Annotated in this window: 11 protein-coding genes, 3 tRNA genes and 1 riboswitch; of the genes, 3 read left to right on the top strand and 11 right to left on the bottom strand. The window is 59.3% G+C overall.

Annotated elements, in window-relative coordinates; genetic code table 11:
* The first annotated feature begins 26 nt into the window (after positions 1 to 26).
* Entirely contained in the window at positions 27 to 635 is a 609-nt protein-coding gene (locus AACY31_RS09925) for a LysE family translocator (protein WP_339475257.1), read from the top strand.
* A gap of 438 nt (positions 636 to 1,073) precedes the next feature.
* Here the strand turns inward: AACY31_RS09925 and mgtE are convergent, their stop codons facing one another.
* On the bottom strand, positions 1,074 to 2,516 hold the full coding sequence (mgtE, locus tag AACY31_RS09920; protein ID WP_339475259.1) for a magnesium transporter: 1,443 nt from the start codon (positions 2,514 to 2,516) through the stop codon (positions 1,074 to 1,076).
* A 322-nt stretch (positions 2,517 to 2,838) separates the two neighbouring features.
* Between mgtE and AACY31_RS09915 the strand changes: the two genes are divergently transcribed.
* Positions 2,839 to 3,342: a cell envelope protein SmpA gene (locus AACY31_RS09915; RefSeq protein WP_339475261.1), complete on the top strand. Its 504-nt coding sequence runs from the start codon at positions 2,839 to 2,841 to the stop codon at positions 3,340 to 3,342.
* Between the two features lie 40 nt (positions 3,343 to 3,382).
* Here AACY31_RS09915 and AACY31_RS09910 read toward each other — a convergent pair.
* The 7 genes from AACY31_RS09910 to ltaE form a co-directional block, all read right to left on the bottom strand.
* Positions 3,383 to 3,459: transfer RNA gene (locus tag AACY31_RS09910), tRNA-Arg, on the bottom strand.
* 72 nt (positions 3,460 to 3,531) lie between these two features.
* A tRNA-Arg gene (locus AACY31_RS09905) sits at positions 3,532 to 3,608 on the bottom strand.
* 107 nt (positions 3,609 to 3,715) lie between these two features.
* A tRNA-Ser gene (locus AACY31_RS09900) sits at positions 3,716 to 3,806 on the bottom strand.
* Positions 3,807 to 3,868: 62 nt separating this feature from the next.
* Positions 3,869 to 4,057 carry a carbon storage regulator CsrA gene (csrA, locus tag AACY31_RS09895; protein WP_003178872.1) on the bottom strand — a complete coding sequence of 63 codons (189 nt, stop codon included), beginning with the start codon at positions 4,055 to 4,057 and terminating at the stop codon, positions 3,869 to 3,871.
* A 184-nt stretch (positions 4,058 to 4,241) separates the two neighbouring features.
* Complete coding sequence (locus AACY31_RS09890; RefSeq protein ID WP_339475265.1) at positions 4,242 to 5,483, bottom strand: aspartate kinase; 1,242 nt, start codon at positions 5,481 to 5,483, stop codon at positions 4,242 to 4,244.
* Positions 5,484 to 5,572: 89 nt separating this feature from the next.
* On the bottom strand, positions 5,573 to 8,194 hold the full coding sequence (gene alaS, locus AACY31_RS09885) for an alanine--tRNA ligase (protein WP_339475268.1): 2,622 nt from the start codon (positions 8,192 to 8,194) through the stop codon (positions 5,573 to 5,575).
* A 146-nt stretch (positions 8,195 to 8,340) separates the two neighbouring features.
* A complete protein-coding gene (ltaE, locus tag AACY31_RS09880) occupies positions 8,341 to 9,345 on the bottom strand; it encodes a low-specificity L-threonine aldolase (RefSeq protein ID WP_339504375.1) in 1,005 nt (334 codons plus the stop codon).
* A 262-nt stretch (positions 9,346 to 9,607) separates the two neighbouring features.
* A riboswitch (FMN riboswitch) is annotated at positions 9,608 to 9,776 on the top strand.
* A 102-nt stretch (positions 9,777 to 9,878) separates the two neighbouring features.
* On the opposite strand from ltaE, the gene AACY31_RS09875 reads away from it, so the two are divergent.
* The gene (locus AACY31_RS09875; protein ID WP_339475272.1) at positions 9,879 to 10,388 is read left to right on the top strand and encodes a 6,7-dimethyl-8-ribityllumazine synthase; all 510 of its coding nucleotides are present in this window, start codon (positions 9,879 to 9,881) and stop codon (positions 10,386 to 10,388) included.
* 75 nt (positions 10,389 to 10,463) lie between these two features.
* On the opposite strand, the gene astE is transcribed toward AACY31_RS09875, so the two are convergent.
* The 3 genes from astE to astB all read right to left on the bottom strand — a co-directional run bounded on the left by astE (position 10,464) and on the right by astB (position 13,186).
* Positions 10,464 to 11,471 (bottom strand): succinylglutamate desuccinylase, encoded by a 1,008-nt coding sequence (gene astE, locus AACY31_RS09870; protein ID WP_339475273.1) that lies wholly within the window; start codon positions 11,469 to 11,471, stop codon positions 10,464 to 10,466.
* 11 nt (positions 11,472 to 11,482) lie between these two features.
* Positions 11,483 to 11,770 carry a hypothetical protein gene (locus AACY31_RS09865; RefSeq protein ID WP_003178862.1) on the bottom strand — a complete coding sequence of 96 codons (288 nt, stop codon included), beginning with the start codon at positions 11,768 to 11,770 and terminating at the stop codon, positions 11,483 to 11,485.
* Positions 11,771 to 11,839: 69 nt separating this feature from the next.
* Positions 11,840 to 13,186: an N-succinylarginine dihydrolase gene (gene astB / locus AACY31_RS09860; protein ID WP_339475275.1), complete on the bottom strand. Its 1,347-nt coding sequence runs from the start codon at positions 13,184 to 13,186 to the stop codon at positions 11,840 to 11,842.
* Positions 13,187 to 13,366: the final 180 nt, after the last annotated feature.

Below are 13,366 nucleotides of genomic sequence, written 5' to 3'. Positions count from 1 at the left end.
TTCATAACTGCCAAGGTCGGCGTCGCATGAACCTCGAATTTTTTGTCACTTCCCTGATCGTGGCAGCTTCGCCTGGCACTGGCGTGGTCTATACGGTTGCAGCCGGCTTGGACCGGGGCTGGCGCGCGAGCGTGGTAGCTGCATTGAGTTGCACCCTGGGGATCGTGCCGCACATGCTGGCAGCCATCACAGGCCTCGCTGCACTGCTGCACACCAGCCCACTGGCCTTCAAGATCATCACGTACCTTGGCGTCGCTTATCTGCTGTGGATGGCATGGAGCACGCTCCAGCGCCACGGGGCCTTGCATATTGATCCGCACAAGACTCCGCGCTCGAATAGCGCGGTGATTTTTTCGGGCATCTTGCTCAACCTGCTGAATCCAAAGCTGTCGATTTTCTTCCTGGCCTTTCTACCGCAATTTCTCGCACCAGGAGAAACGGATGCCATGTGGCGCATGCTGCAACTGAGCTTCATCTTCATGGCGATTACCTTTGCCGTCTTCGTCATCTATGGCGTGCTCTGCGCATCGATGCGCCGCCATGTTCTGGAGCGCCCATCCGCGTTGCAGTGGTTGCGCCGGCTATTCTCGGCAGCCTTTGTGTTACTGGCTGTACGACTGGCGTTGATGCGGTGATGCACGGAGGGTTTTGCGTGATGAAAAAACCGCCAAACAGGCCAGTGCTGGGAGATTTTGATCTGCCGTATAGGGGTTTAGATTGGTGTGTATATCCGTTGCTGCGGTAACGGCTACTGGCGGTTCCGCTTTTACAGCGGCTCACTTTTGAGAAGCCGGAATGCCGGCCCAGGCAACAGTAAGCAAAACGCTTTATGCCCCAGCACGGCTCACCCGACTGTACTCCAATTCCATTGTGTGCGAGCCTGCTCGCGATAGCGGCGGTGCCGTTGCATAACGACTGGAGCTGCCGGTTGCTCTTGCCTTGAGCTCTCGATCTCGACGCCCGCAAACCACAAAAGAAGACCCAAAAAAACGGCGCTTCCCATTTCTGAAAGAAGCGCCGTTTTTCCAAGTGGACAGTATTACGCCAAACAGGCGGGTTTCCTGATGAGCGACTCAGAGCAGGAAAATCGTCGCCAGTCCCAGGAAAATGAAGAACCCGCCACTGTCAGTCACGGCCGTGATCATCACACTGGCGCCCATGGCAGGGTCACGCCCCATGCGGGCCAGGGTCATGGGAATCAAGACCCCCATCAATGCCGCCAACAACAGATTGAGCGTCATCGCGGCCGTCATGACCACCCCCAACGACCAGCTGCCATAGAGCAGATAAGCCACTACACCAATCACACCACCCCAAATTACGCCATTGATCAGGGACACAGCCAGTTCCTTGCGCATCAATCGCGATGTATTGCCGGTACTGACTTGGTCCAGCGCCATGGCACGGACGATCATGGTGATGGTCTGGTTACCGGAGTTGCCACCGATACCGGCAACGATGGGCATCAGCGCCGCGAGCGCCACCAGCTTCTCGATGGAGCCCTCGAACAGGCCGATAACCCGGGAGGCAACAAACGCTGTGATCAGATTGATCGCCAACCAGGCCCAGCGGTTACGCAGGGACTTCCAGACCGAGGCGAAGATGTCTTCTTCTTCGCGCAGACCGGCCATGTTGAGGACTTCACTTTCACTTTCCTCACGAATCAAGTCGACCATTTCATCGATGGTCAGACGACCGATCAGCTTGCCGTTCTTGTCGACCACCGGCGCCGAAATCAAGTCATAACGCTCGAACGCCTGAGCCGCATCATAGGCATCTTCGTCCGGGTGAAAGCTTACCGGATCGCTGGCCATCACCTCGGCCACTTGTTTTTCCGGGTCGTTGACGAGCAAACGCTTGATGGGCAGAACACCCTTGAGCACGCCGTCGTAGTCGACCACAAACAGTTTGTCAGTATGCCCGGGCAGTTCCTTGAGGCGACGCAGGTAGCGCAATACCACTTCAAGACTGACATCCTCGCGGATCGTCACCATCTCGAAGTCCATCAGCGCACCGACCTGCTCCTCGTCGTAGGACAACGCCGAGCGCACACGCTCGCGCTGCTGGCCGTCGAGGGCTTCCATCAGTTCGTGGACAACGTCCCGTGGCAGTTCGGGCGCAAGGTCGGCGAGTTCGTCGGCGTCCATTTCCTTGGCCGCCGCCAGCAACTCGTGATCATCCATGTCGGCGATCAGGGTTTCCCGAACCGAGTCCGACACTTCGAGCAGGATGTCACCGTCGCGGTCAGCCTTGACCAACTGCCAGACCGTCAGACGTTCTTCCAGGGGCAAGGCTTCAAGAATGTAGGCGACGTCGGCGGAGTGCAGGTCATCGAGCTTGCGTTGCAGCTCGACGAGATTCTGCCGGTGGACCAGGTTCTCGACCCGGTCATGATGCGGACCTTCCTGGCGATGCGTCAGGTCTTCGACGACCCGCTGGCGTTGCAGCAGCTCAATAACTTGAGCGAGGCGATCCTGAAGGCTTTCCTGCGTTTTTTTTACATCTACTTGGGTCATAGGCGAACTCCACTCCCAGCAGTGGAGCACGCCGGAAGGATCAATCAGTCAATTCATGATTGGCAAAACTAAATATTGAGTAACTACTGGGTAAGTCCATGGAGATATTCCAAAGCCCCGGCGGGGCTGACGGGCGCAATCATACACCGCTTGACGCTTTAAAACGCTAAAAAATCATGGCAAGAACAAGCGCTTGCGAGACAAACCTGAACACTGGGTGAGCCTGTCCCTTTACGACGACTTATCCAGAAAAGAAAACACACGCCACGGCCGAAATACGGCGACTACCCTTCTCTTCTGCACCGTCAAGGAGGACGACCGGATGCACCTCAACCACTGCCTGTTCCTGCTCGCCTGCTTGCCCTGCCTGCCTTTATGGGCTGCCGGGCAGACCGTGCATCGCTGCGAAAACATCGCAGGACACGTCACCTTCACGACCCTGAGCTGCGCCCCGGGAGAAGCGCTGTCGCTACAACAGATCCATCCGTACCGCCCAGGTTCGATTGAACCGACGACCGAGGCGATGCTGCCCGAAGCGGAGCGCTGGCAAACATCCAGCAACAAAACCACACGCAAGGAACCGACCGTGGTTGGCCAGTTCCAGGACCGCTGCGGGAACCTCATCAATGCCAGGCAACGCCGCGACGCCATCCTGAAGCGACGCATCATCCCAGGCATGAGCCAACAGGACGTAGAGAGCGCCCTGGGCAAGCCAGACTCGATCAAAGTTCGCAATTCGAGCACACGGTATACCTACAAAGCGAAGAAAGGTCGCAGCGCAGAGGTCGTGTTCGATGAGAGGGGATGCGTGAAAGGCAAATCGTAGACAGCAAAAAGCCCGCGTTAAACGCGGGCTTTTTGGTGTTTGGTGCACTCGACAGGATTCGAACCTGTGACCGCTCGGTTCGTAGCCGAGTACTCTATCCAGCTGAGCTACGAGTGCAGGTTGTGGTTTTATACCAGATCACAACTGGTTGAAGCCAAGTTATTTGCATCACTGCAAACAACTCTTAAATGGTGCACTCGACAGGATTCGAACCTGTGACCGCTCGGTTCGTAGCCGAGTACTCTATCCAGCTGAGCTACGAGTGCATTTGTTGCCGCGCATTATAGGCCGTCAATTCCTTTTGTAAAGCGCTTTTTTCAGTATTTTCAATCACTTACTGAACAAGCCAGGTTTTGACGCACTAAACGAATAATGGCGGAGAACGGGGGATTCGAACCCCCGACACCCTTTTGAGGTGTACTCCCTTAGCAGGGGAGCGCCTTCGGCCACTCGGCCAGCTCTCCGCAACACGGGGCGTATATTAACCACCTTCATCCCCGTTTGCAAACATAAAAATCGATAAAAATTAATGGCTTGGTTCGTCGTCCTTCTCTTTCTTGATACGCAGGTAAATTTCCTCGCGGTGTACAGCAACCTCTTTCGGGGCGTTGACGCCGATACGCACCTGGTTTCCTTTGACGCCGAGCACGGTCACGGTGATTTCGCCATCACCAATAATCAGGCTTTCTGCACACCGACGGGTCAGAATCAGCATACCTTTCTCCTCACGCAATTCACTTAAGGGACAACAGTCTGAAAAAAAAAGGCATTGGACCTACAACCGAAACGGTCGAAGCCTACAGGCCTAGTATTGACCAGCGCGGGCAAAAGAACAGTTTTGGAACGCGCCATTCAGAAAAACAAAGGGCGCGGTCCAGCCGCGCCCTTCAGACAACGCTTTATTCGCTCGGCTGAGCAGCCGCGTCGAGTTCGAAAGCCGTGTGCAGGGCGCGCACGGCCAATTCCAGGTATTTCTCTTCAATCACCACGGAAACCTTGATTTCCGAGGTAGAGATCATCTGGATGTTGATGCTTTCCTTGGCCAGGGATTCGAACATGCGGCTGGCCACGCCTGCGTGGGAGCGCATGCCGACACCGACGATCGAGACCTTGGCAATCTTGGTATCGCCAACCACTTCCCGGGCACCGATCTCGCTAGCGGTTTTTTTCAGTATCGCTTCGGCAGACTGGTAGTCGTTGCGGTGCACGGTGAAGGTGAAGTCAGTGGTGTTATCGTGCGAGACGTTCTGCACGATCATATCGACTTCGACATTCGCGGCACTGATCGGGCCGAGAATCTTGAACGCCACGCCGGGGGTGTCTGGCACGCCACGGATGGTCAGCTTGGCTTCATCGCGGTTGAAAGCGATGCCGGAAATGATCGGCTGTTCCATGGATTCCTCTTCATCAATAGTAATGAGGGTGCCCGGACCCTCTTTGAAGCTGTGCAGAACGCGCAGCGGAACGTTGTACTTGCCGGCGAATTCGACCGCCCGGATCTGCAACACCTTCGAGCCGAGACTGGCCATTTCCAGCATTTCTTCGAACGTGATCTTGTCCAGGCGCTGGGCCACAGGCACAACCCGTGGGTCGGTGGTGTAGACACCGTCCACATCGGTGTAGATCTGGCATTCGTCAGCCTTGAGGGCCGCTGCCAGCGCTACGCCCGTGGTATCGGAGCCGCCACGGCCAAGGGTGGTGATGTTGCCCTGCTCGTCCACGCCCTGGAAACCGGCGACGACCACAACGCGGCCAGCCTTCAGGTCGCCGCGAATCTTCTGGTCGTCAATCTGCAGGATACGCGCTTTGTTGTGCGCGCTGTCCGTCAGGATACGCACCTGGTTGCCGGTATAGGACACCGCCGGCACGCCACGCTTGATCAGCGCCATGGTCAGCAAGGCGATGGTCACCTGCTCGCCGGTGGAAACGATCACGTCCAGCTCACGCGGAACCGGTTGCTGGTCGCCGCTGATTTGCTTGGCCAGATCGATCAGACGGTTGGTCTCGCCGCTCATTGCCGACAGCACGATCACCAGGTCATCGCCCGCCTCGCGGAATGTCTTAACCTTGTCGGCGACTTGTTCGATTCTCTCGACAGTGCCGACCGAGGTGCCTCCAAATTTCTGTACGATCAAAGCCATTTCAAAGCCGCCTCTGCCCATGAAGGGCGCCCAATAATCACTCAACAGCGACCGGACCCGTGACTAGACCACGAGCCCGCGGCGCCGCCTTAAATACCCTGTTCTACAAATGCAACGGTCTGGGCCAGTGCCGCGTCCAGTGCGCCGACGTCGGTACCACCGCCTTGCGCCATGTCCGGACGACCACCGCCCTTGCCGCCCACTGCCGCAGCGGCTTGCTTCATCAAATCACCGGCTTTGAGTTGGCCAGTCAGGTCTTTGGTCACGCCTGCGACGAGAACGACCTTTTCCTCATGGACACTGCCGAGCAGGATCACTGCGCGGCCGAGTTTGTTTTTCAGTTGATCGACCAACGCCAGCAGCGCCTTGCCATCCTGGCCGTCCAGACGCACGGCCAGCACGTTCACACCCTTGACGTCCACGGCCTGGGCCGACAGATCGTCGCCCGCGGCGCTGGCGGCCTTGGCCTGCAACTGCTCGAGTTGCTTTTCCAGCAGGCGGTTGCGCTCCAACACAGCCGACAGCTTGTCGATCAGATTGTCGCGGTTGCCCTTGATCAGGGTTGCCGCTTCCTTGAGTTGTTCTTCAGCCGCACTGAGGTACGCCAGGGCCGCCGCGCCGGTGACCGCCTCGATCCGGCGCACGCCGGATGCCACGCCACCTTCGCTGATGATTTTCATCAGGCCGATGTCGCCGGTCCGGTTGGCGTGGATACCACCGCACAGTTCAACGGAGAAGTCGCCCATGCTCAGTACGCGTACGTTGTCGCCGTATTTCTCGCCGAACAACGCCATCGCACCCTTGCGCTTGGCGGTTTCGATGTCAGTTTCTTCGGTTTCCACCGGGGAGTTCTTGCGAATCTCGGCGTTGACGATCTCTTCCAGCGCCTTGAGTTGCTCAGGCTTGATGGCTTCGAAATGGCTGAAGTCGAAGCGCAGGCGCTGACTGTCCACCAACGAACCCTTCTGCTGGACATGCTCACCCAGCACCTGGCGTAACGCTGCGTGCAGCAAGTGTGTGGCCGAGTGGTTGAGCGACGTGGCATGCCGAACGTCGGCTTCGACATGGGCGGTCACCGGGGCGGCGATCATCAGGTTGCCCGACGCCAGCACGCCGTGGTGCAGGAAGGCGCCGCCGGTCTTGGTGGTGTCACGCACATCGAAACGCGAGCTGCCAGCCTGCAGGTAACCGCTGTCGCCGATCTGGCCGCCGGACTCAGCGTAGAACGGGGTTTTGTCCAGCACGATCACGCCTTCCTGGCCTTCGCTCAGGACGTCGACCGATTGCCCGTCCTTATAGATGGCAACGATCTTGGCCGAACCGCTGGTGCCGGCATAGCCGGTGAACTCGGTGGCTACCTCAACCTTGACCAGGTTGTTGTAGTCCATGCCGAAGGCGCTGGCGGAACGCGCACGCACCCGCTGGGCGTCCATCTCGCGCTCGAAACCTTCCTCGTCGAGGGTGAGGTTGCGTTCGCGGGCGATGTCGCCGGTCAGGTCCATCGGGAAACCGTAGGTGTCGTACAGCTTGAACACCACGTCGCCCGGTACCACGTTGCCCTTGAGCTCGGCCAGGTCCTGCTCGAGGATCTTCAGGCCTTGCTCCAGGGTCTTGGCGAATTGCTCTTCTTCAGCCTTGAGCACGCGCTCGATGTGCGCCTGCTGGGACTTGAGCTCCGGGAAGGCCTCGCCCATCTCGGCCGCCAACGCAGCGACGATCTGATAGAAGAAGCTGCCCTTGGCGCCCAGCTTGTTGCCGTGACGGCAGGCGCGACGGATGATCCGGCGCAGCACATAACCGCGACCTTCGTTGGAAGGCAGCACACCGTCGGCAATCAGGAAACCGCAGGAACGGATGTGGTCGGCCACCACTTTGAGCGACGCCTGGTTGTCGTTGGTGCAACCGATGGCCTGGGCGGACGCACTCAGCAGGCTCTGGAACAGGTCGATTTCGTAGTTGGAGTGAACGTGCTGCAGCACCGCACTGATCCGCTCCAGGCCCATGCCGGTGTCGACCGACGGCGCTGGCAGCGGATGCAACACGCCATCGGCGGTGCGGTTGAACTGCATGAATACGTTGTTCCAGATCTCGATGTAGCGGTCGCCGTCTTCTTCCGGCGAGCCGGGTGGGCCACCCCAGATGTCGGCGCCGTGATCGTAGAAAATCTCGGTGCACGGGCCGCACGGGCCGGTGTCGCCCATGGTCCAGAAGTTATCGGAGGCGTAAGGCGCGCCTTTGTTGTCGCCAATGCGCACCATGCGCTCAGCCGGGACACCGACTTCTTTGGTCCAGATGTCATAGGCTTCGTCGTCGGTGGCGTAGACCGTTACCCAGAGTTTTTCCTTGGGCAGGTTCAGCCACTTGTCGGAGGTCAGGAAGGTCCAGGCGAAGGTGATGGCGTCGCGCTTGAAATAGTCACCGAAGCTGAAGTTACCCAGCATTTCGAAGAACGTGTGGTGACGAGCGGTATAACCGACGTTCTCCAGGTCGTTGTGCTTGCCGCCGGCACGCACGCACTTCTGGCTACTCACCGCACGGGTGTAGGCACGTTTTTCCTGGCCCAGGAAGCAGTCCTTGAACTGGTTCATCCCCGCGTTGGTGAACAGCAGGGTCGGGTCGTTGCCCGGAATCAAAGAGCTGGAGGCTACTCGGGTGTGGCCTTGTTCTTCGAAGAAGCGAAGGAAGGCTTCACGGATTTCTGCGCTTTTCATTAGGTTCTTCCACGGAGGCTGCGGCCAAAGGCCTGTGCAAAACGTCAACAGACGAAGCAACGGCAAAGGGCCGCATTATATCGGCCCTTCGCGTGGGGTACAGCGTGTTTATGCGATAGAAACTGTCAATTGGCCCGGTTGGCGGCTCAGTGGCGGGGAAATTCGACGAAAGCGGCGATCACCTGGTCGATTTGCGCCGCGCTCACGTCCATGTGCGTCACCATTCGCAGGCGTGGCGCCGCGCTGAGCTTGATGCCCCGCTCATCGGCAAAGGCCTTGATCGCCTCGGCCCGCTCGCCCATTTGCACGTAGACCATGTTGGTCTGCACCGGCTCGACCTCGTAACCGGCCGCACGCAAACCCTCGGCAAGCCGCTGGGCATTGGCATGGTCATCGGCCAGGCGCTGGACCTGATGCTCCAAGGCGTACAGCCCCGCCGCCGCGAGAATCCCGGCCTGACGCATGCCGCCGCCGACCATCTTACGCAGCCGGCGAGCCTTGCCGATCAGTTCGGCGCTGCCACACAGGACTGAGCCCACTGGCGCGCCGAGGCCCTTGGACAGGCACACCGACACCGAATCGAAGTACTGCGTGATCTCCCGAGCATCGACATTCAGCTTAACCGCAGCGTTGTACAACCGCGCCCCGTCCAAGTGCAGGGCCAGGCCATGTTCCTGGGTGAAACGCCGAGCCCGAGCCAGGTATTCCAGTGGCAGCACCTTGCCCTGCATGGTGTTTTCCAGGGCCAGCAGGCGGGTGCGGGCAAAGTGGAAGTCATCGGGCTTGATCGCCGCGGCGACGTGCGCCAGGTCCAGGGAACCGTCTGCCTGCACTTCAAGGGGCTGGGGCTGGATCGAACCGAGCACCGCCGCACCGCCGCCTTCGTATTTGTAGGTGTGGGCCTGCTGGCCGACGATGTATTCGTCGCCACGCTCGCAATGAGCCATCAACCCCAACAGGTTACTCATGGTTCCCGTGGGCACGAACAGCGCAGCGGCGAAGCCCAGGCGCGCGGCCAGTTCGGCTTCGAGGCGATTGACGGTCGGGTCTTCCCCATACACGTCATCGCCGGTAGGCGCACAGGTCATGGCATCCAGCATGCCGGCGGTAGGTTGGGTGACCGTGTCGCTGCGAAGATCGATAACACTCATGAATCTGGCCTCGGGTTCAGGTGGAGGGGAATTCCCTTTCGAAGGGTAATTACTGCGGTCATGGCGAGGAATAATCAAGACCAGTCGAAGGAAAAGACGACACGGACCAACGGATTCTTCCCTCCCTGTGGGCCGAGTTTGCTCGCAATGACGGCGGCACATTCAGCAGCGATGCAAGTTGTTTCACCGCCATTGCGAGCAAGCTCGCTCCCACAAGGGGTTATGTGTTAAAAATTGTCCGCCGTCACACAGCGTGGCGGCAAAACGTTCTCAGGGCGGGGTGTAATTCCCCACCGGCGGTAATTGCACGCAACGTGCATAGCCCGCGAGCGCTTGGTGGTACACCGCTTTTTGGGGTGTAGCGACAAGGTCAGCAGACCCGGTGTGATTCCGGGGCCGACGGTCATAGTCCGGATGAAGAGAGAACGGGATTGCTACCCCAAGGGCCGACTGCGACTGTCTTGTACGCGGCGTACCCTCGAATCCCCTTCGATTCATGACGCCCTGTTTTTCACACAAACAGGAACCAGAACATGCAACCCACTGCAATCGACAGCAAAAGCAAAAGTCATCCGGGCGAGCGCGTCGCGTTCATCCAGGCCTGCTGGCACAAGGAAATCGTCGACCAGAGCCGTAAAGGTTTCGTCGCCGAAATGATCGTCCAGGGTTATCAGGAAAGTGATATCGACTTCTTCGAAGTCGGTGGCGCCTTCGAGATTCCGCTGCACGCCAAGCTGCTGGCCAAGTCAGGCCGCTACGCCGGCATCGTCGCCGCCGGCCTGGTGGTGGACGGTGGCATCTACCGTCACGAGTTCGTCGCCCAATCGGTGATCAGCGGCCTGATGCAGGTCCAGCTGGAAAGCGAAGTGCCGGTGTTCTCGGTCGTGCTCACGCCGCATCATTTCCATGCAGGGGAAGAACATCAGAAGTTCTTCTTCGAGCATTTCGTGCACAAGGGCCAAGAAGCGGCGAAGACCTGCGCCGATACCCTGCACAAGACCCGGGCATTGCGCCGCAGCGAACAGCGGGCGGTAGCGGTCTAAGCCTGGACACCGTGCCCCCTGTGGGAGCGAGCCTGCTCGCTCCCACAGGGGGCATGTATTGAGTCTAAATTCGGGTCAGGCTAGGTTTTCGTCAGTCGCCGGCACAATCAGGATGCCAGCCCGCAAGCCATTCTTGACCTTGGGGTTCGGAAAGATGATCCGGGCGCCCTCTTCCTCGATCACCCAGCGGGTCTGGGCGATGTCTTCGGCGAGCACGTAGCCTTTCCCCAATTGCGAGAAGTTCTCGATGTCCGCTGGCAGGTTCAGGCGGAAGCTGTCGCTGTGTTTGATGATTTCCCGGGCCACGCTGAACAGCTGCAGGCCATCGAGCCCTTCATCCAGCTCCGGCTCGTTGCCCTCGATGATCTGTTGCAGGCGGGTTTCCAACAGGCTGACGTTGACCCCGTCGTTCTGTCCGAATGGCCGGGCCTTGCCCAGTTCCAGGGTGAAGGACTCGGCACCGAGCTGCTCATAGGTGTAGGCACTGAACACGATAGACGGCTTGTTCTGCAGCAACACCGCCTCCATGCCCCCGGCACGCAGGCGTGCCAGTTCACGGCGTGAATGCTGGCGACCTTCTTTCCATGGGTAGAGGGCAAACTGCTCGATCTTCGAGCCGCGGATGGCGGTGTGCAGGTCGTAATGCAAGCGGTTGCGTTCTGGCTGACAGAAGAAACTGGCGGCCAAGCGCTCCAGTTCGCAAGCCCGTAGCGCCTCAGGACCGCCGCTCAGCTCATGGCGGCCATTGAACAGTCGGTTGACGTCCTGCTCGACGAAACGCTCCCCGCGCCGGATGGCCTCGGGATTGCCGAACAGGAACAGAATGCGTGCCCGCGGCTTCAAATGGCCACGGGCAATGTCATGCAGCAAACGGTCGAGCAGCTCGATCGGCGCGGTTTCGTTACCATGGATACCCGCCGACAGCATCAGGTCCAGGCCGTTATCCCGGGCTTCGGGCGGCTTGACCTCCAGCGCGCCCTCGCTCAACCAGCGCATCCGTACGCCTTCGACAGTCAGTTGAGTCTTCTCCGCCGGTTCACGACCGGCGAGGGTCAGTTCAAGCAGTTTGCCGAGGGCTAACATAGCGCGGTTCCTTAATGGTCGTGGCCGCAATCCGGGCCATGGACATGGTCATCGTCGCCGACGTCCGCCGGTTCCATTTCCAGTTGCAGGCTGACCAGGTTGGTCGCCAATGGACGCAACAACAAGTTGGCGTATTCCTCGTCCCCTTCCTCGACATCGACGCCGATCAGCAACTGGCCGCGGCCATCCTGCTGGATCCACAACTCCTTGCCTTGCCACATCACCGCGACGCGGGTGCAGGAGGTTTCCAGTTGGGTGCCGTCGGTGTCTTCAAGGATCAGCTGCAGGGTATCGCTCATGTCTTTACATTCTCGTCTGGGGATAAGGCAACGCGCCCTGCTTTGACTGTAGTCAGGTCGCGCGCGCTTTCAATTGATCTGGAACGGATAAACCGCGCCAAGTTTAAGGATTTGTGTCAGTTCATCCAGTGCCGCACGGCATTCGAGCAGCAACTGCGGGTCTGCCAGATCATTTTCAGTCATGCGATCGCGGTAGTGCCGCTCGACCCATTGGGTCAGCGAATCGTACAGCGGCGCGGTCATGATAACCCCTGGGTTGACGGCCGCCAGTTCGGTTTCATTGAGCGCCACGCGCAACCTCAGACAAGCCGGGCCGCCACCGTTCTGCATGCTTTGCTTGAGGTCGAAGACCTTCACTTCGCGAATCACCCCGCCAGCGCCCGCCAGGCCTTGCAGGTATTGCCAGACACGCTCGTTGCTACGGCATTCTTCCGGCACGATCAACAGCATCGAACCGTCGGGACGCGACAGCAACTGGCTATTGAACAGGTAGGAACGTACCGCATCATCGACGGTGACCGCCGAACGCGGCACGCACACCGATTGAAATTTCCCACCAACCTTAGCGAGTTTTCGGCTCAATTCGGCCAGCATCTTGTCGGTCTCGAGAAACGCATCCTCGTGATAGAACAGCACTTCGCCATTGCCCACTGCGATCACGTCGTTGTGGAACACTCCCTGGTCGATCACCGATGGGTTCTGTTGGGCGTACACCACGCCCTCCTCTCTCAGCCCATGCAGACGGGCAACCGCCTGGGAAGCTTCCAGGGTCTGACGCGCCGGGTATTTCTGCGGCGCGGGATAGCGGGTGTCAAAGGCACTGCGACCGAACACAAAGAATTCGACACCGGCCTCGCCGTAGGCGCGGCAAAAACGGGTGTGGTTGGCCGCGCCTTCGTCGCCGAACTGCGCCACCGCCGGCAAGGCGGCGTGGTGGGCGAAGTGTTGCTGGTTGGCGAACATCGCCCCCAGCACACGGCTGGTGGTCGGATGTTCGATGCTGCGGTGGTATTTGCAATTCAGGTTGGCGGCGGTGAAATGCACGCGACCATCGGCTGTGTCGGCGCTCGGACTGACCGTGGCGGCGTTGGCCACCCACATGCTGGAGGCCGAGCAACTGGCCACCAGCAGCGGCATTGCTTCTTTTGCGGCCTGCTGGATGACCTGGGCATCGCTGCCGGCAAAACCCAGCCGGCGCAGGGCGGCCACGTCCGGACGTTCCTGTGGCGCCAGTACACCTTGCTGGAACCCCATGTCCATCAGCGCTTTCATTTTCGCCAGGCCCTGCAACGCCGCCTCCCTGGGGTTGGAGGACTGCTGGCTGTTGCTCTGAGACGCGACGTTGCCGTACGAGAGCCCGCCGTAGTTATGGGTCGGCCCCACTAGACCGTCAAAGTTGACTTCATAGGATTTCATCAGCGAGGCTCCACGAGAATCTGTTTTTTATAGGCATCAAGTAACGGTTCATCAAACACCGCGGCGCGGCCATCGCGGGCAAGCCTTGCTCCCACAGTGTTTGCATAGCCCCTATGGGAGCAAGGCTTACTCGCACAGGTTTTGCATAGCCCCTGTGGGAGCAAGGCTTGCCCACGATGG

Source organism: Pseudomonas sp. RL_105y_Pfl2_101 (genome assembly GCF_963970585.1).
Taxonomy (GTDB): domain Bacteria; phylum Pseudomonadota; class Gammaproteobacteria; order Pseudomonadales; family Pseudomonadaceae; genus Aquipseudomonas.
The sequence above is the reverse complement of the archived record's forward strand: the minus strand, read 5'-3'. Positions and strand labels throughout refer to the sequence as shown.

Bases quoted from the DNA above. Each gene is read 5' to 3' on its own strand.
- AACY31_RS09915 (WP_339475261.1), top strand. From the start codon at position 2,839: ATGCACCTCAACCACTGCCTGTTCCTGCTCGCCTGCTTGCCCTGCCTG.
- alaS (WP_339475268.1), bottom strand. From the start codon at position 8,194: ATGAAAAGCGCAGAAATCCGTGAAGCCTTCCTTCGCTTCTTCGAAGAA.
- AACY31_RS09865 (WP_003178862.1), bottom strand. From the start codon at position 11,770: ATGAGCGATACCCTGCAGCTGATCCTTGAAGACACCGACGGCACCCAA.
- AACY31_RS09925 (WP_339475257.1), top strand. From the start codon at position 27: ATGAACCTCGAATTTTTTGTCACTTCCCTGATCGTGGCAGCTTCGCCT.
- AACY31_RS09875 (WP_339475272.1), top strand. From the start codon at position 9,879: ATGCAACCCACTGCAATCGACAGCAAAAGCAAAAGTCATCCGGGCGAG.
- astB (WP_339475275.1), bottom strand. From the start codon at position 13,186: ATGAAATCCTATGAAGTCAACTTTGACGGTCTAGTGGGGCCGACCCAT.
- mgtE (WP_339475259.1), bottom strand. From the start codon at position 2,516: ATGACCCAAGTAGATGTAAAAAAAACGCAGGAAAGCCTTCAGGATCGC.
- astE (WP_339475273.1), bottom strand. From the start codon at position 11,471: ATGTTAGCCCTCGGCAAACTGCTTGAACTGACCCTCGCCGGTCGTGAA.
- AACY31_RS09890 (WP_339475265.1), bottom strand. From the start codon at position 5,483: ATGGCTTTGATCGTACAGAAATTTGGAGGCACCTCGGTCGGCACTGTC.
- csrA (WP_003178872.1), bottom strand. From the start codon at position 4,057: ATGCTGATTCTGACCCGTCGGTGTGCAGAAAGCCTGATTATTGGTGAT.
- ltaE (WP_339504375.1), bottom strand. From the start codon at position 9,345: ATGAGTGTTATCGATCTTCGCAGCGACACGGTCACCCAACCTACCGCC.